Consider the following 14,654-nt stretch of genomic DNA (forward strand, 5'->3'; position numbering starts at 1 on the left):
GAACGGGGGCCGTGCTCACAGGCTGGCGGACGCCGGCTTGACCATGCCGCGTACGGTGCGGGCGTCGACGTACTCGCCCATGGCGGTCATCTGCCACTCCCCGGCCGGCTGACGCACCAGCCGGCACATCAGCACCCCGGTGCGGGGCTCGGCGTCGGAGAGGTCGAAGCGGACCAGTTCCGCGCCGCTGCCGGCGTCCAGCAGCCGGCAGTACGCCTTGGCCACGTCGGTGAACTTCTGCCCGGAGAAGGAGTTGACGGTGAACACCAGGGCGACCACCTCGGGGGGCACCTGGCCCAGCCGTACGGTGATGCTCTCGTCGTCGCCGGCACCCTCCCCGGTGAGGTTGTCCCCGGAGTGCTCCACGGCGCCGTCGAGCACCTTGAGCCGGCCGAAGTAGCAGTTGACGACCTTCTTGCCGCGACTGTCGAAGGCGATCACCGAGGCGTCCAGGTCGACGCTGCGCCCCCGGTACGCCGGCTCCCAGCCCAGGCCCATCCGTACCGCGCTGAGCAGCGGCTGGCCGCCCTTGACCAGGGACACCGACTGGTTCTTCCGCAGGTCGACCCGTCCCTTGTCCAGGTTGACCGGGCCGGAGCCGGTCGGCGCGGGCGGGGGAGCGGCCGGAGCCTGGGGCGCTGGTGGCGCCGTCGGAGGCGGAGGCGCCTGGGGTGCCGTGGGGGCCGGCCCCGGCGATGGGGTGGGCTGGGGTGCCTGGGCGGCGTCCGGCTCGGAGACGTCCACCCCGAAGTCGGTGGCGATGCCGGCGAGCCCCTGGGCGTACCCCTGCCCGACGGCCCGCAGCTTCCAGTCACCGCCACGGCGGTAGACCTCCATCACCACCAGGGCGGTCTCCGGGCCGAGCCCCGGCGGGGTGAACCGGGCCAGTTCGGTGCCGCTGCCGGCGTCCCGGGCGACCGCGGTTGGCTCCAGCCCCTGGAAGCTGCGCCCACCGTCCAGGCTCGCGGTGACCACCACCCGGTCCACTCCGGCCGGGACCGCCGAGGTGTCCACGGTGATGCTGTCGGCGCCGCCCGGGCCGCCCGCCCGGTGGGCGACCCCCGGGGCGGAGGGCTGGTTGTAGAACACGAAGTCCTGGTCGGACCGCACCTTGCCGTCGGGGCCCAACAGCAGGCCGGACACGTCCAGTTGGGTCGGAGCGGTCACCTCGACGGCGACATGGGTGGCGGCGAGGGGCACGTTGGCGCCCGGGGTCAGTGCGGTCATACCGCTAGGAACGTCCTCCCGGGCTTTGCGGTTCCTTTGCCCCGCCGTCCGGTCGTCCCCGGTCGGTCCGCCGCCACCTCGGGCGCCACTGGGGGCGCCACTCGGGGCGCTGTCCCGGTGCCGGTTCAGCGCTTCCGACGGGAGTGGCCGAACAGGATGCGGTAGATCACCAGCAGGACCAGGGCGCCGGCGACCGCCGCCACCCACAGCTGGGGCGCCGCGAGGTTGTGGCGTACCGGCTTGTCCAGGAAGGTCGACGACAGCCAGGTCCCGATGAAGGCGCCGGCGATGCCGATGAAGGTGGTGCCCACCAGCCCGCCGGGGTCCCTGCCGGGAAGCAGCACCTTGGCGACCACTCCGGCGATCAGCCCCAACAACAGCCAGCTGAGCAGGCCGGAGTCGGCGAGCTGGTGGAGTTCGAGATCTTCGGCGAGGTGGGTCACGGGGCTCACATCCACGATCGGGGGACACGGGTACACCCACTGCTGCCCCCTCCTGACCGGGCCATGCCAGGTAGTAGGGCCAACCCGCCCCGTATGCCCGGAGGTTGGTGTATCGGGTGGGGGGATGTCACATCCACGGCGGCCACCCCGTCACCTTGGTGAGACGCCCCGGGGCACCGGGGCGCGACCGAGGAGGAAGACATGGCCTATCTGTCCCTGGACCCCCCGCGCGGACCGCTTCTCCGGTTCACCGACTGGTACGCGCGCCGCCGGTTCGGCAGGAGCCTCGGGCCGATGCGGGCGACCGGCCACCACACCGGGGTGACCTGGGCGCTGGCCCGGCTGGAGATGTCCGTGGAGCGCTGGAAGGCCCTGGACCCGCAGCTGAAGACCCTGGCGGTGATGGCCAGCGCGGCCCGGACCAACTGCTCCTGGTGCCTGGACTTCGGCCACTGGAAGGCCGAGGGCGACGGGATGCCCATGGAGAAGCTGCGCCTGGTACCGGTCTGGCGCGACCACCCGGAGTCCTTCACCGAACGGGAACGCCGGGTCATGGCGTACGCGGAGGCCATGACCGACACCGAGCCCACCGTCACCGAGGAGGACGCCCGCTGGCTGGTGGAACACCTGGGGGAGAAGGCCTTCGAGGAACTGGTGGTGATCGTCGGGGTGGAGAACCTCCGCTCCCGGGTCAACCTCGGCAACGGCCTGGTCAGCGAGGGCTTCTCGGACCAGTGCGAGGTACGGCCGCTGCCCCGCCCCTGACCGGCCGCCCGGCCGGACCCCCGTTCCGGCCGGGCGACACCCGGGCCCCGCCCCCACCTCACCCGGGGGTGACGAAGCCCTGCTCGTAGGCGGCGATCACCGCCTGGGTACGGTCCCGGGCGCCCAACTTGCCCAGCAGCGCCCCCACATGGGACTTCACGGTGGCCGGCCCCACCGACAGCTCCCGGGCGATCTCCCCGTTGGTCAGCCCCCGGGCCATCAGCCGCAGCACCTCCGCCTCCCGGGCCGTCAGCCGCTCCCGCAACGCCCGCCCCCGGTCACGGCGCGCGTGCCGGGCGGCCAACTCCCGTACCGCGGAGGGGAACAGCAGCGAGTCACCGCGCGCCACCACCCGTACCGCCCGCAGCAGTTCCTCGGGGGTGGCCCGCTTCAGGACGAACCCCTGGGCGCCGGCCCGCAGCGCCTCGTACACGAAGGAGTCGTTCTCGAAGGTGGTGACCACCAGGACCCGGGGCGCCCGCTCACCCATGGTGGCCAGCAGCTGGCGGGTGGCCTGGATGCCGTCCACCCCGGGCATCCGTACGTCCATCAACACCACGTCCGGGCACAGCGACCGCGCCAACCCCAGCGCCTCCGCCCCGGTGGTGGCCTCGCCCACCACCTCCAGGTCCTCCTCGGCCCCCAGCAGCGCCCGCAGCGCGGTACGCACCAGCCGCTCGTCGTCGGCCACCAGCAGCCGCAGCCGCTCCCCGTCCCCGGACTGGTCCCGCTCCCCGTTCACCGGTCGACTCCTCCGCTCGCTCCGTCCCACGGCAACCGCACCCGCAGCCACCAGTCGCCCCCGTCGGGGCCGGCCTCCGCCGTGCCGCCCAGCGCGGCGGCCCGCTCCAGCACACCCCGCACGCCCCGGCCGCCCGAGGTGCCGTGCGGCGGGGGAGCGGCGGCCATCGGGTTGCGTAGCGACAGCCCCAACTCCCGCTGTTCCACGGTCAGTCGGAGCCGTACCGAGGGGGAGGCGGCGTGCCGCAGCACATTGGTCAGCCCCTCCTGGACCATCCGGTACACCTCGGCCGACAGCCGGCCCGGCAGCGCCCCCAGGTCCCCGCTGAACTCGGTCTCCACCCGCAGGCCGGCAGCCTCCACCCGGGAGAGCAGCCCGGGCAGCTCCTCCGCCAGGGTGGGGCCCAGCGGCCGGCCGGCGTCCGGCGTGCCGGTCCCCTCCTCCCGCAACACCCCCAGTACGGCGTCCAGTTCACCCACCGAACGGCGGCTGGTCTCCTCGATGGCCTCCAGCGCCTCCCGTACGAACTCCGGGTCCGCCTCCAGCACCCGCCGGGCCGCCGACGCCTGGAGGGCCACCGCGCTCAGCGCGTGCCCCACCGAGTCGTGCAACTCCCTGGCCAGCCGGTTGCGGGAGGCCAGCACCGCCGCCCGCCGTTCGGCGGCGGCCAGCCGCTCCGCCGGAGTGGGCCCCAGCAGGGCCACCGCCGACCGGGCCAGCAGGGCACCGCAGGCCCACACCAGCACCACCACCAGGGCCAGCAGGCCCAGCCCGAGTACCGGGGCCAGCACCAGCCACGACCCGTCCAGCGCCTGACCCCAGCGAGAGTCGCGCAACGTGGCGGAGAAGGGCGTCAGGACCAGCACCACCCCCAGCGGGGGTACCGCCAGGGTGACGCCGCTGACCACCCCGCCCAGCCCCAGGTGGAGGGTGTACCAGGCGGCCGTACGCCGTCGGGCCGCCCCACCGGCCGCCTCGCCGGACAGCTCCTCGCCCGGTACCCCGCACAGGGCGCGCACCGCCTGCACCTCCAGGCTCCGGGCCAGGGGGAACAGCCCGGTCACGGCCACCACCGGCAGCGCCACCGCGAAGGTCACCAGCTGCCAGCCCAGGTGCTGCAAGGGCTGGGCCTGCCGCCACACCGCCTGCACCGGTACCGAGACCAGCAGGAAGTAGGGCATCAACAGGGCGCCCCCGAGCAGCAGGTGCAGCCACCGCAGCCGGGTCCGCCGCCACCACGGGGCCACTTTCCGTCGCGGGGCCGCCGTCCGCCGCCACGACGCGGCTACCGACGCCCTCATCCGACGGCCACCGGCCCGGTCCCGGCCGAGTCCCGGGAACGTTCCCGCAGTACGGCGGCGAGCAGGGCGCCCACCAGCAGGCCGACGATCATCTGCCCAGCGTAGGTGAGGTCCATCATCGCGGTGTGCCGCTCGGTGACCGGGGAGTCAGGGGCCACCACCGAGGTCAACAGCACCCAGCCGCCCCAGGAGAACGGCACCGCCGACCCCAGCCACCCCAGGGCCAGCGCCCCGGTCGGTGCCAGCCACCGCCAGCCGCCCAGGCCCAGTACGAGCGCGGCCAGCAGGGCGGCCAGACAGTAGCCGGCGAACACCGCCTCGGTGATCCGGCTGTCGACGCTGAGGTGCTCGATCCGCTGCCGGTTCAGCCCGACGGTGGCGCCGGTCGCCCACAGCAGGTGCGCGGTCAGAGGCGGCAGGGCCGCCACCCCGGCGATGACTCCGGCTGTCCCGGCGACCCTTCGCCGGCCCGGTACGCTCCCGCTCCACGGCGCGTCCGACCGGCCCTGCGGCAGGTGCCCCCAGCGGTGGTGGGCGTAGCGGACGAAGAGCCAGCCCAGGGTCACGGCCTGGACCACGAAGCCGCCGTACACCAGGGACCACACCCACGCGTCCAGCATCCCTCCGGCACCGCTGCCGTGGGTGAGTGAACCGCCGCCCCCGGTCAGTACGGAGTGCAGGGTCTGCGCGGGCATCGCCACCACGACCGGCCCCAGCAGTCCGCTGGCGATCCACAGGGGGACCAGCAGCACCCAGCCCGGCAGCCTCCGCCCCCAGGGCTGGGTCAGCAGCAGTGCCAGCACCACCACGGCCAGGTCCATGCACACGGTCAGCAGGTTGAGGGCCATCAGCTGGTTGCCGCTCTCCCGCAGGGGGCTGCCCGGCGGGATGCCGATCCTCCCGCCGGAGAGCCAGACGACCTTCAGGGTGAGGTACGGCAGGCAGGAGGCGATGGCGAGGACACGCAGCGGCTGACTTCTCATGCCGTCCACGGTGTCGTCCCCCGGGAGGCTGCACCTCCTGCCGGAAGACGAACCGTCCCCACCGCGCGGGGGAGAACGCGCCCCGGTTGTCCTCCTCACGGAGCCCACCGCCACGGGACCGTGTGCGGAGCCGGGGGCCGTACCGACCGGGGCGCCGGGACCCCGCCCGGCCGGTACGGCTCTCGCCACGGAACCGTTCCCGTCCGCCGAGGTGACCCGGCACAGGCCCGTGACCTGCGGACATAAGCCCGGGCCGGGGGCGCCAGAAGGAGAACTGTGATGGACAGCGCCCCCGGCCGGGGCCACAGTGGCGACATGGAGACAGCCCAGGACACCCCAACACCCCGCCACAGCCTCGCCGGTGAGGACTTCGCCCCCCGGGACGGGGTCTACCTCAACACCGCCTCGGCCGGCATCGCCCCCCTCGCCTCCGCCTCCGCCGTCAGTCGCGCCGCCGAGGACTACGCCCGGGGGCGACTGGACCTGGACCAGATGTTCGTACGGTTCCAGCAGGTGCGGGAGACCTTCGCCCGCATCGCCCGGGTGCCCTCGGAACGGGTCGCCCTGGGGGCGTCGGTCGCCGTCCACGCCGCGCTGGTCGCCGCCTCGCTGCCCGAGGACACCGAAGTGCTCGTCCCCGAGGGGGACTTCAGCTCCCTGGTCACCCCCTTCGACCTCAGCCCCCGGGTCACCCTGCGCGCCGTCCCCCTGGAGCGGCTGGCCGAGGAGGTGGGGCCGCGCACCTCGATGGTGGTGACCAGCGCCGCCCAGTCCCGCGACGGCCGGGTGGCCGACCTGCCGGCGGTGCGGACGGCCGCCCACGCCCACGGCGCCCGGGTGCTGGTGGACGGCACCCAGGCGGTCGGCTGGATGGACCTCGACCCCGACCACTACGACTACCTGCTGTGCGGCGCCTACAAGTGGCTGATGTGCCCCCACGGGGTGTCGTTCCTGGTGGTGCCGCCCGAGGTGCTGGAGAACCCCGGGTCGCTGGTGCCCTACCGGGCGGGCTGGGTGGCCGGCGCCGTTCCCTGGGACAGCACCTACGGTCCGGTACGGGAGTTCGCCGACACGGCCCGCCGCTACGACGAGCGGCCGGCGTTCCTGTCCTACCTCGGGGCCCTGCCGTCCCTGGAACTGGTCGAACGGCACGGCACCCGGACCATCGGCGCCTGGGACCTGGCGCTGGCCGAACGCTTCCGGGCCGGGGCCCGTGACCTGGGCCTGGAGCCGGTGGACGCGCCCTCACCGATCGTCGCGGTGCCGGGTCTGGGGGAGCGGGCCGAGGCCCTGGGACAGCAGGGGGTCAGGGTGTCGGTACGGGCCGGCAACCTACGGGCCGCCTTCCACCTCTACAACAGCGAGGCGGACGTGGACCGGCTCCTGGAGGTGCTGGCCCCCCGGGGCTGAGCGGGGCCCGCCCGGTGCGGTGGTACGGGCGGTGCCACGGCCGACCGGGACAGCGGGAACGCGACGCGCAGGAGGGGGAGGGCACCAGGCCCTCCCCCTCCCGTACACCGGTGACCGTGCGGTCGGATGCGGTGTGGCGCCGGCTACCTCACCGGGGTGAAGTCACGGGCGCCGATGAACTCCGGCCGGCGGACGGGAGCCGCGAAGGGCTCGACCGCGGCGTTCTCGACACTGTTGAAAACGATGAAGACGTTGCTCCGAGGGTACGGAGTGATGTTGTCTCCCGAACCGTGCATGCAGTTGCAGTCGAACATGGTGGCCGAACCGGGCGCACCCGTGAACAGCTTGATCCCATGCGAGTCCGCGAAGCGCGTGAGTGCCTCGTCGGAGGGCGTACCGGCGTCCTGCATCTGAAGGGACTTCTTGTAGTTGTCCTTCGGAGTCGAGCCCGCGCAGCCCAGGAAGGTCTTGTGCGAGCCCGGCATGATCATCAAGCCGCCGTTGGTGTCGTGGTTCCGCGTCAACGCGATCGAGATCGAGACGGTCCGCATACGGGGCAGACCGTCCTCGGCGTGCCACGTCTCGAAGTCCGAGTGCCAGTAGAACCCCGTGGCGCCGAACCCCGGCTTGACGTTGATCCGGCTCTGGTGGACGTACACGTCCGAGCCGAGTATCTGCCGGGCACGCTCGACCACACGGGGGTCACGCACCAGTTCCGCGAAGACCTTGCTGATCTTGTGCACCTCGAACACGGACCGGACGTCCTGCGACTTCGGCTCGACGATCGAGCGTTCGTCCGCGCGGATCTCCGGGTCCGAGATGAGCCTTTCCAGTTCCTGCGAGTAGACCGACACCTCGTCCGGGGTGATCAGTTGGTCCACCACATGGAACCCGTCCCGCTCGAAGTCCGACAGGTCCGAGGCCGCCAGCGGCCCAGGAGTCCCCGGTTCGGACCACACCACCGGATCGACCCGGGGGGTGGCCACCTCGGTGGTTCCGCGAGTCGGGTACAGGTCGGCGATGGTGCGCTCGGGTGCGGTGGTCATGGTGTTGCCTTCCTCTCCTCTCGTACGGCCCTGTGGGCGGTCAGGCGAGGTTGAACGGAGGAACTCAGCCCTCGTCCGGCTCGGTGAGCAACGGGTAGACGCCGTTCTCGTCGTGGTCCTCCCGGCCGGTGACCGGGGGGTTGAAGACACACACGACGCGGAAGTCGCTCTTCGGTCGAACCGTGTGCTTCTCGTGCCCGTCGAGCAGGTACATCGTTCCCGGCGAGATCCAGTGCTTCTCGCCGGTCTCGTCGTTGGTGAGTTCGGCCTCGCCCTCTACGCAGAGTACGGCTTCGATGTGGTTGGCGTACCACATGGATGTTTCCGTCCCCGCGTAAAGCGTGGTCTCGTGCAGGGAGAAGCCCACTCGCTCCTTCGCCAGCACGATGCGCTTACTACGCCAGGTACCCGAAGCGGACCTGACATCACGGTCGGTTCCCTCGATGTCCTTGAAGGATCGAACGATCACGGTGGTGGCTGCCTTTCTGTATCACTGGCGCGGCCCGCCCCGGTGAGACGGGGCGGGCCGCGCTCAGGCGGAGCTAGGAGGTCTCACGTACGGACCGCGCCAGGATACGCAGCCCTTCGTCCAGTTCGTCCGGGGTGATGGTCAGCGCCGGGAGCAACTTCACGACCTCGCTCTGGGGACCCGAGGTCTCCAGGAGCAGGCCCAGGTCGAAGGCGCGCTTGCAGACGGCGCCGGCCCGGTCCTTGTCCTGGAACTCCAGGCCCCACACCAGACCGCGACCGCGGTACTCGGCGTTGGCCTCGGGGTTCTCCTCCACGATGGCGCGCAGGGACTGCTCGACCTGCTCGCCCCGGGCCAGGGTCTGCTTCTCCATCTGGCCGTCGGTCCAGTAGGTGTCCAGCGCGGCGGCGGCGGTCACGAACGCGGGGTTGTTGCCGCGGAAGGTGCCGTTGTGCTCGCCCGGCTCCCAGATGTCCAGCTCCGGCCGGAACAGGGTGAGCGCCAGGGGCATCCCGTAGCCGCCGATGGACTTGGACAGGGTGATGATGTCCGGGACGATGCCGGCCTCCTCGAAGGAGAAGAAGGCGCCGGTACGGCCGCAGCCCATCTGGATGTCGTCCACGATCAGCAGCATGTCGTGCCGCTTGCACAGCTCGGACAGCTGACGCAGCCACTCGGGACGGGCCACGTTGATGCCGCCCTCGCCCTGGACCGTCTCCACGATCACCGCGGCCGGCTTGTTGAGGCCGGACCCCTGGTCCTCCAGCAGGCGCTCGAACCAGATGAAGTCCTGGACCGAGCCGTCGAGGTAGTCGTCGAACGGCATCGGGGTGCCGTGCACCAGCGGGATACCGGCGCCGGCGCGCTTGAAGGCGTTGCCGGTGACGGCCAGGGAGCCCAGCGACATCCCGTGGAAGGCGTTGGTGAAGGAGACGATGGCCTCCCGCCCCTTCACCTTGCGGGCCAGCTTGAGCGCCGCCTCCACGGAGTTGGTGCCGGTCGGGCCGGGGAACATGACCTTGTGGTCCAGTTCGCGGGGCCGCAGGATGGTGTCGCGGAACGACTCCAGGAAGGCCCGCTTGGCCGTGGTGGACATGTCCAGGCCGTGGGTGACGCCGTCCCGCTCCAGATAGTCGAGCAGGGCGCGTTTGAGTACCGGGTTGTTGTGGCCGTAGTTGAGAGTGCCCGCGCCGGCGAAGAAGTCGAGGTAGGTGTGGCCGTCCTCGTCGTACATGTGGCTGCCCTGGGCGCGGTCGAAGATGGTGGGCCAGCCACGGCAGTAGCTGCGCACCTCCGACTCCAGGGTCTCGAAGACACTCAGGTCGGGTTGGGTGATGGTCACAGCAGTCTCCTGGGGTGAGTCTGGGAAGTCGTCTCGACGTTCTGGGTCTCGCGCCGCGCTGTTCACTCGGACTGACGGGGCCTGGGCTCCGTCCCGGGGCGCACGATCAGGTGCGTCGGCGGTCAGTCCTGCCGTCCGCCGGGAAACGTGATCGGGCCGATCCGGTACAGCACCTCGGGTTCGTGGCCCTCACCGGGGAAGGCCTCCGCCTCGAACAGCACCTCCCGTTCCACCGGGGCGCCGTGTCGTTCGGCGAACGAGGTGAACAGCCGGTTCGAGGGGGTGTTGTCCGGGGTCACCGTCGTCTCGATGCCGTTCACGCCCAACTCCCGGGCGGTGCGGAAGGTGAGGCCGTCCAGCATCGCGGCGGCCAGCCCCCGACCTCGCTGCGAGTCGTCCACGGCCACCTGCCAGATCAGCAGGGTTCCGGGGCTCCGGGGTCGGACGTAGCCGGTGATGAAGCCGACCGCTTCGCCGTCCTGGTCCTTCGCCACCACCGAGGTCTCCGCGAAGTCGCGGCACCACAGCAGGTAGCTGTACGAGGAGTTGAGGTCGAGCGTCTTGGAGTCGCGGGCGATACGCCACAACGCGGCTCCGTCCTCCAGCGTGGGAGTGTCGAGCTTCAGGCCCTCCGGTATTTCACGCAAATCACTGTGGGCACCTGCAAGGTCTGCTTGTGCGGCGGTCATGCGTATTGAATTTACCGAGGAGAATCAGAAATCGCATCGTGGCGAGGGGTTACGTCGGCCTCGTCGATGTGTTATCGCGCGAGTGCGCGCAGGCGTACGAAAGGCCCTCGTTACCGGGGGCTTTGTCCTGGTATTACGGGGCGAAACGGGCACCCTGTGGAGTCGGTCACATTGTGGTCACGAGATGGAGAACCAGAGTGAACGTGTGCCCGATGTTAACGAAGTCTTAGCGTTTGGAGTCCGGGATGCGGGGCAGTAGAAGGCGGGAAGCTGCACTCTCCGATAATTCCCGGGTGAGTCATCTTCGCATTCCATCACGTTGAGTCAAGGTCCCTACCAAGATTCTTTTGGCGAGGAATTTGGCGTCCCGTCAGATCGCCATCCGGGGCGCTCCCGCGCATTCCGCGAATTGCCCCTCGTCACAGGCGGTCCGGCTCCCCGCCCCCACTTCCCGGCGGGGTCGGGACCGTCTCCTCGGAGGCCCTGGGGATCGCCGGGCCGCACTCGTAGAGTGCCGTCATGAGCGATGCCGCAGTGCTCCACGTCAGCGGACGGATCCTGGTCAGCCCCGAGGAGGTGCGCGACCAGTTGTGGGTGGTGGACGGCAGGATCACCTACCAGCCGCCACCGCCGACCACCGAGGTCACCGCCCTGTCCGGCTGGGTGCTGCCCGGGCTGGTGGACGCCCACTGCCATGTCGGTCTGGACGCCCACGGCCCGGTGGACGCCGAGACCAGCGAGAAGCAGGCGCTGACCGAGCGCGAGGCCGGGACCCTGCTGTTGCGGGACGCCGGCTCGCCCTCCGACACCCGCTGGATCGACGAGCGTGAGGACCTGCCGAAGATCATCCGGGCCGGACGCCACATCGCGCGGACCCGGCGCTACATCCGCAACTACGCCCACGAGATCGAACCGGGCGACCTCACCGCCTACGTACGCCGGGAGGCCCGGCGCGGAGACGGCTGGGTGAAGCTGGTCGGCGACTGGATCGACCGCGAGGAGGGCGACCTCGCCGCCTGCTGGCCCCGGAACGCCCTGGACGAGGCGATCGCCGCCGCCCACGAGGAGGGCGCCCGGGTCACCGCCCACTGCTTCGCCGAGTGCTCGCTACGGGACCTGGTGGAGGCCGGCATCGACTGCGTCGAGCACGCCACCGGCCTCACCCAGGAGTTGATCCCGCTGTTCGCCGAACGCGGGGTGGCCATCGTGCCGACCCTGGTCAACATCGCCACCTTCCCCCGGCTCGCCGAGGGCGGGGAGGGGAAGTTCCCCCGCTGGTCCGCCCATATGCGCCGGCTGCACGAGCGGCGCTACGACACCGTGCGGGACGCCTACGACGCGGGCATCCCGGTGTTCGTGGGCACCGACGCGGGCGGTTCGCTGGCCCACGGACTGGTGGCCGAGGAGGTCGGGGAACTGACCCGGGCCGGCATCCCTGCCCTGGACGCGCTGGCCGCGACCACCTGGAGCGCCCGGGACTGGCTGGGCAGGCCCGGACTGTCCGAGGGCGCCCCGGCGGACCTGCTGGTGTACGAGGCCGACCCCCGGCAGGACGTACGGGTGCTGGCCGGCCCCAAGAGGGTGGTGCTCAGGGGCCGGATCGTCGGCTGAGCGGCTGAGCCCCTGAGCCCCCGAGCCCTGGGCTCAGCCCCTGAGTGGCTGAGCCCTGGGCTGGTGGGCCCCCTGAGCCCCGGCCCCCGAGTGCCCGAGCCTCTGGGCCGGTTCCGTTGCCGGTGCCCCGGGCCGGGGCACCGCCGGTGGGGGTTCGGCGAACCCCCACACGTTCCGGGGGCAACCGGGTCGGACCGTCGGCCCCTGGGCCGTCCGTCAGCCGCTGTGCGGGGCCCGCTCCAGGCCACGGCGCTCCGGGCCGGCAACGCTGCTCCGGGGTGGCGTGGTCCCGCCCACGCGACCCTCTTCGGGTGGGCGGCTTGGCCCGGGCGGCCGACGCCCCGCTTCGGTGCGAGTGGTCGGTACCCCGCTGGCCGTGACGTCGTGACGTGGGGAGGGCGGTACGCGGTGCCAGGGAGCGGTGACGCCCCTGGGTGGGGCGGATCAGGGGCACCGCCCGGGTGCCCGAGGGCTTCGGGGGCGGGAGGGCGGTGCGCTCCGGGGGCGCCGACGCTCCCTGAGGTCCGGTGGCCCCGCCTGCGGGGCGACCCCGGGTCCGGTTCCGCGGGCGCCGACGCTCCCGGGTGCCCCTGGCCACCCCGACCCCGCGAGTGCCGGCCCGGGGCCGGGCCCGCGTACACCCCAACTCGCCCGTGGGAGCCGCCACATGGAGCGGCGCGAGACGGCAGGGCCCTCCCCGTTCCCGTCAGGGTCGGCGCACGAGGATCCGGCAGGAGTCAGGCGGAGGGCGGACAGGAAACGGCCCCGGACGCGGGGTGCGTCCGGGGCCGACCTCGGCGGCGGTTCAGGCCGCGATCAGATAGATGCCGTACGCCACCGCCACCGCGCACAGGGTGAAGCAGAGGTAGGCGCCGGTCCGGGACAGCTGGCTGGTGGCGGTGCCGTCGGCCTTCCGCGCGGTGGAGCCGGTGATGCCCAGGGTGAACACACCCACCAGGGCGACCGTCGCCACCATGCTGATGCCGAAGACCTGCCCCAGCGCGGCCCAGTCGATGTCCATCGTGGTCCGAAGTCCTTCCGTACGAGGGGAGTTGGCGTGAGCGGTACCGGACCGACAGCGGTCAGGAAGCCACGCCGGAGGCGGTCGGACGGGCCCCGTTGGCACCGGAGGAGTCCCGTGGCTCGGCGGAACGCGGTTCCGGGATGGTGGGCCTGGCGCCCTGCGCCGAGGTCGGTTCCGTCACCGCGCCGGCGGTCGGCGGGGGAGTGACCGTCCTCAGGGCGGTGGTGACCACCCCGGGCTGCTCCTCGGGGTCGTCGGCCACCGGAGCCACGTCGTTGACGTTGGTGTGGTCGACCCGTTCCCGACGGGACCGGACGTAGATGGCGCCGCACACCAGCAGGGCCAGTACCGCGACGGTGCACACGCCCCAGTCGCCCCGCTCCGCCAGCAGGGCGGAACCGGCGGACACCAGGCCGGCGGCCGGCAGGGTCAGGGCCCAGCCGGCGACCATCCGGCCGGCGGTGGACCACCGTACGATGCCGCCCTTGCGGCCGAGGCCGGCTCCCATCACCGCGCCCGAGCAGACGTGGGTGGTGGACAGCGAGAAGCCGATGTGGGACGAGGCGAGGATGGTGACCGCCGCGCTGGTCTGCGCGGAGAACCCCTGCGGGGGCTGGATGTCGGTCAGCCCCTTGCCCAGGGTGCGGATGATGCGCCAGCCGCCCAGGTAGGTGCCCATGGCGATGGCCAGCCCGGCGGAGGCGATGACCCACAGCGGCGGGTCGGCGTCGGCGCCCAGGGCACCACCGGTGATCAGGGCCAGGGTGATGACGCCCATGGTCTTCTGCGCGTCGTTGGTGCCGTGGGCCAGGGAGACCAGGCCGGCGGAGGTGATCTGTCCGGCGCGGTAGCCCTTGGCGGTCTGGGCCGGGTCGGCGTTGCGGCTGAGCCGGTAGGTCAGCTTGGTCGCGGACACCGAGGCCAGTCCGGCGACCAGCGGGGCGGCCAGCGCGGGGATCAGCACCTTCATGACGACCACGCCGCCGTTGACGGCGTCGAAGCCGACCGAGGCGATGGTGGCGCCCAGCAGACCACCCATCAGGGCGTGGGAGGAGCTGGAGGGCAGGCCCGCCAGCCAGGTCAGCATGTTCCAGATGATGGCGCCGACCAGACCGGCGAAGATCACTTCGGGTCTGATGCCGGCGCCCTCGTCGATGATGCCCGAGGAGATGGTCTTGGCGACCTCCACGGACAGGAAGGCCCCCACGAGGTTGAGGACCGCGGACATGGCCACCGCCGTCTTGGGCTTGAGGGCCCCGGTGGAGATGGTGGTCGCCATCGCGTTGGCGGTGTCGTGGAAGCCGTTGGTGAAGTCGAAGACCAAGGCCGTGATGATCACGATCCCGATGAGAAGCGAGATGTGTTCCATGCACCCAGGCAATCCGTTCGGGGGCCAGTGACTCGGTGAACGTAGAGAGAACGAGTGAACGGAAGGTGAACTCAGTCGGGCGCTGTGGTGTCGCGTCACGGGGAGCGTCGTGTGCTGTCGGGGTAGGACGGGCGAAGCGGGACGTAACGCGCGCACCGTGTCCAACGGGCCGACCCCGGCCCGCCCTTGGGGCACCCCCGGTGGTGGCCGTCTACAGTGCACCCGGAGGTGAG

Annotated in this window: 14 protein-coding genes; 3 read left to right on the plus strand and 11 right to left on the minus strand. The window is 71.8% G+C overall.

Annotation, left to right across the window (positions count from 1 at the left end):
• Positions 1 to 15: 15 nt before the first annotated feature.
• Both ABZT14_RS10035 and ABZT14_RS10040 read right to left on the minus strand, forming a co-directional pair.
• The gene (locus ABZT14_RS10035) at positions 16 to 1,227 is read right to left on the minus strand and encodes a TerD family protein (protein ID WP_356299191.1); all 1,212 of its coding nucleotides are present in this window, start codon (positions 1,225 to 1,227) and stop codon (positions 16 to 18) included.
• A gap of 125 nt (positions 1,228 to 1,352) precedes the next feature.
• On the minus strand, positions 1,353 to 1,679 hold the full coding sequence (locus ABZT14_RS10040; RefSeq protein ID WP_356299193.1) for a GlsB/YeaQ/YmgE family stress response membrane protein: 327 nt from the start codon (positions 1,677 to 1,679) through the stop codon (positions 1,353 to 1,355).
• Positions 1,680 to 1,871: 192 nt separating this feature from the next.
• Between ABZT14_RS10040 and ABZT14_RS10045 the strand changes: the two genes are divergently transcribed.
• The gene (locus ABZT14_RS10045) at positions 1,872 to 2,435 is read left to right on the plus strand and encodes a carboxymuconolactone decarboxylase family protein (RefSeq protein WP_356299195.1); all 564 of its coding nucleotides are present in this window, start codon (positions 1,872 to 1,874) and stop codon (positions 2,433 to 2,435) included.
• Between the two features lie 58 nt (positions 2,436 to 2,493).
• On the opposite strand, the gene ABZT14_RS10050 is transcribed toward ABZT14_RS10045, so the two are convergent.
• The 3 genes from ABZT14_RS10050 to ABZT14_RS10060 all read right to left on the minus strand — a co-directional run bounded on the left by ABZT14_RS10050 (position 2,494) and on the right by ABZT14_RS10060 (position 5,461).
• Positions 2,494 to 3,177, minus strand: coding sequence for a response regulator transcription factor (locus ABZT14_RS10050; RefSeq protein ID WP_356299197.1), 684 nt, complete (start codon positions 3,175 to 3,177; stop codon positions 2,494 to 2,496).
• Complete coding sequence (locus ABZT14_RS10055; RefSeq protein ID WP_356299363.1) at positions 3,174 to 4,358, minus strand: histidine kinase; 1,185 nt, start codon at positions 4,356 to 4,358, stop codon at positions 3,174 to 3,176. Before ABZT14_RS10055 ends, ABZT14_RS10050 begins: the two co-directional genes overlap by 4 nt.
• Before the next feature lie 116 nt (positions 4,359 to 4,474).
• Positions 4,475 to 5,461, minus strand: a complete 987-nt coding sequence (locus ABZT14_RS10060) for a hypothetical protein (protein WP_356299199.1) — start codon at positions 5,459 to 5,461, stop codon at positions 4,475 to 4,477.
• Positions 5,462 to 5,740: 279 nt separating this feature from the next.
• Here ABZT14_RS10060 and ABZT14_RS10065 point away from each other — a divergent pair, with 279 nt between their 5' ends.
• A complete protein-coding gene (locus ABZT14_RS10065) occupies positions 5,741 to 6,871 on the plus strand; it encodes an aminotransferase class V-fold PLP-dependent enzyme (protein ID WP_356299201.1) in 1,131 nt (376 codons plus the stop codon).
• 143 nt (positions 6,872 to 7,014) lie between these two features.
• On the opposite strand, the gene thpD is transcribed toward ABZT14_RS10065, so the two are convergent.
• The 4 genes from thpD to ectA all read right to left on the minus strand — a co-directional run bounded on the left by thpD (position 7,015) and on the right by ectA (position 10,417).
• Positions 7,015 to 7,917, minus strand: coding sequence for an ectoine hydroxylase (thpD, locus tag ABZT14_RS10070; RefSeq protein ID WP_356299203.1), 903 nt, complete (start codon positions 7,915 to 7,917; stop codon positions 7,015 to 7,017).
• A 64-nt stretch (positions 7,918 to 7,981) separates the two neighbouring features.
• Entirely contained in the window at positions 7,982 to 8,386 is a 405-nt protein-coding gene (locus ABZT14_RS10075; protein WP_356299205.1) for an ectoine synthase, read from the minus strand.
• 73 nt (positions 8,387 to 8,459) lie between these two features.
• The gene (gene ectB, locus ABZT14_RS10080) at positions 8,460 to 9,728 is read right to left on the minus strand and encodes a diaminobutyrate--2-oxoglutarate transaminase (protein WP_356299207.1); all 1,269 of its coding nucleotides are present in this window, start codon (positions 9,726 to 9,728) and stop codon (positions 8,460 to 8,462) included.
• 122 nt (positions 9,729 to 9,850) lie between these two features.
• Positions 9,851 to 10,417, minus strand: a complete 567-nt coding sequence (gene ectA / locus ABZT14_RS10085) for a diaminobutyrate acetyltransferase (protein WP_356299209.1) — start codon at positions 10,415 to 10,417, stop codon at positions 9,851 to 9,853.
• 519 nt (positions 10,418 to 10,936) lie between these two features.
• Here ectA and ABZT14_RS10090 point away from each other — a divergent pair.
• Positions 10,937 to 12,028 (plus strand): amidohydrolase family protein, encoded by a 1,092-nt coding sequence (locus ABZT14_RS10090; RefSeq protein ID WP_356299212.1) that lies wholly within the window; start codon positions 10,937 to 10,939, stop codon positions 12,026 to 12,028.
• An 805-nt stretch (positions 12,029 to 12,833) separates the two neighbouring features.
• Here ABZT14_RS10090 and ABZT14_RS10095 read toward each other — a convergent pair.
• Positions 12,834 to 13,049 (minus strand): hypothetical protein, encoded by a 216-nt coding sequence (locus tag ABZT14_RS10095; RefSeq protein WP_356299214.1) that lies wholly within the window; start codon positions 13,047 to 13,049, stop codon positions 12,834 to 12,836.
• A gap of 61 nt (positions 13,050 to 13,110) precedes the next feature.
• The gene (locus ABZT14_RS10100) at positions 13,111 to 14,421 is read right to left on the minus strand and encodes an inorganic phosphate transporter (RefSeq protein ID WP_356299216.1); all 1,311 of its coding nucleotides are present in this window, start codon (positions 14,419 to 14,421) and stop codon (positions 13,111 to 13,113) included.
• Positions 14,422 to 14,654 lie beyond the last annotated feature (233 nt).

This window comes from Streptomyces sp. NPDC005438, assembly GCF_040606315.1.
In the GTDB taxonomy this organism is placed as follows: domain Bacteria; phylum Actinomycetota; class Actinomycetes; order Streptomycetales; family Streptomycetaceae; genus Streptomyces.

Coding starts and splice junctions, on each gene's coding strand:
- ectA (WP_356299209.1), bottom strand. CDS start 10,417: ATGACCGCCGCACAAGCAGACCTTGCAGGTGCCCACAGTGATTTGCGT.
- ABZT14_RS10100 (WP_356299216.1), bottom strand. CDS start 14,421: ATGGAACACATCTCGCTTCTCATCGGGATCGTGATCATCACGGCCTTG.
- ABZT14_RS10065 (WP_356299201.1), top strand. CDS start 5,741: ATGGACAGCGCCCCCGGCCGGGGCCACAGTGGCGACATGGAGACAGCC.
- ABZT14_RS10035 (WP_356299191.1), bottom strand. CDS start 1,227: ATGACCGCACTGACCCCGGGCGCCAACGTGCCCCTCGCCGCCACCCAT.
- ABZT14_RS10095 (WP_356299214.1), bottom strand. CDS start 13,049: ATGGACATCGACTGGGCCGCGCTGGGGCAGGTCTTCGGCATCAGCATG.
- ABZT14_RS10055 (WP_356299363.1), bottom strand. CDS start 4,358: ATGCCCTACTTCCTGCTGGTCTCGGTACCGGTGCAGGCGGTGTGGCGG.
- thpD (WP_356299203.1), bottom strand. CDS start 7,917: ATGACCACCGCACCCGAGCGCACCATCGCCGACCTGTACCCGACTCGC.
- ABZT14_RS10090 (WP_356299212.1), top strand. CDS start 10,937: ATGAGCGATGCCGCAGTGCTCCACGTCAGCGGACGGATCCTGGTCAGC.
- ABZT14_RS10060 (WP_356299199.1), bottom strand. CDS start 5,461: ATGAGAAGTCAGCCGCTGCGTGTCCTCGCCATCGCCTCCTGCCTGCCG.
- ABZT14_RS10045 (WP_356299195.1), top strand. CDS start 1,872: ATGGCCTATCTGTCCCTGGACCCCCCGCGCGGACCGCTTCTCCGGTTC.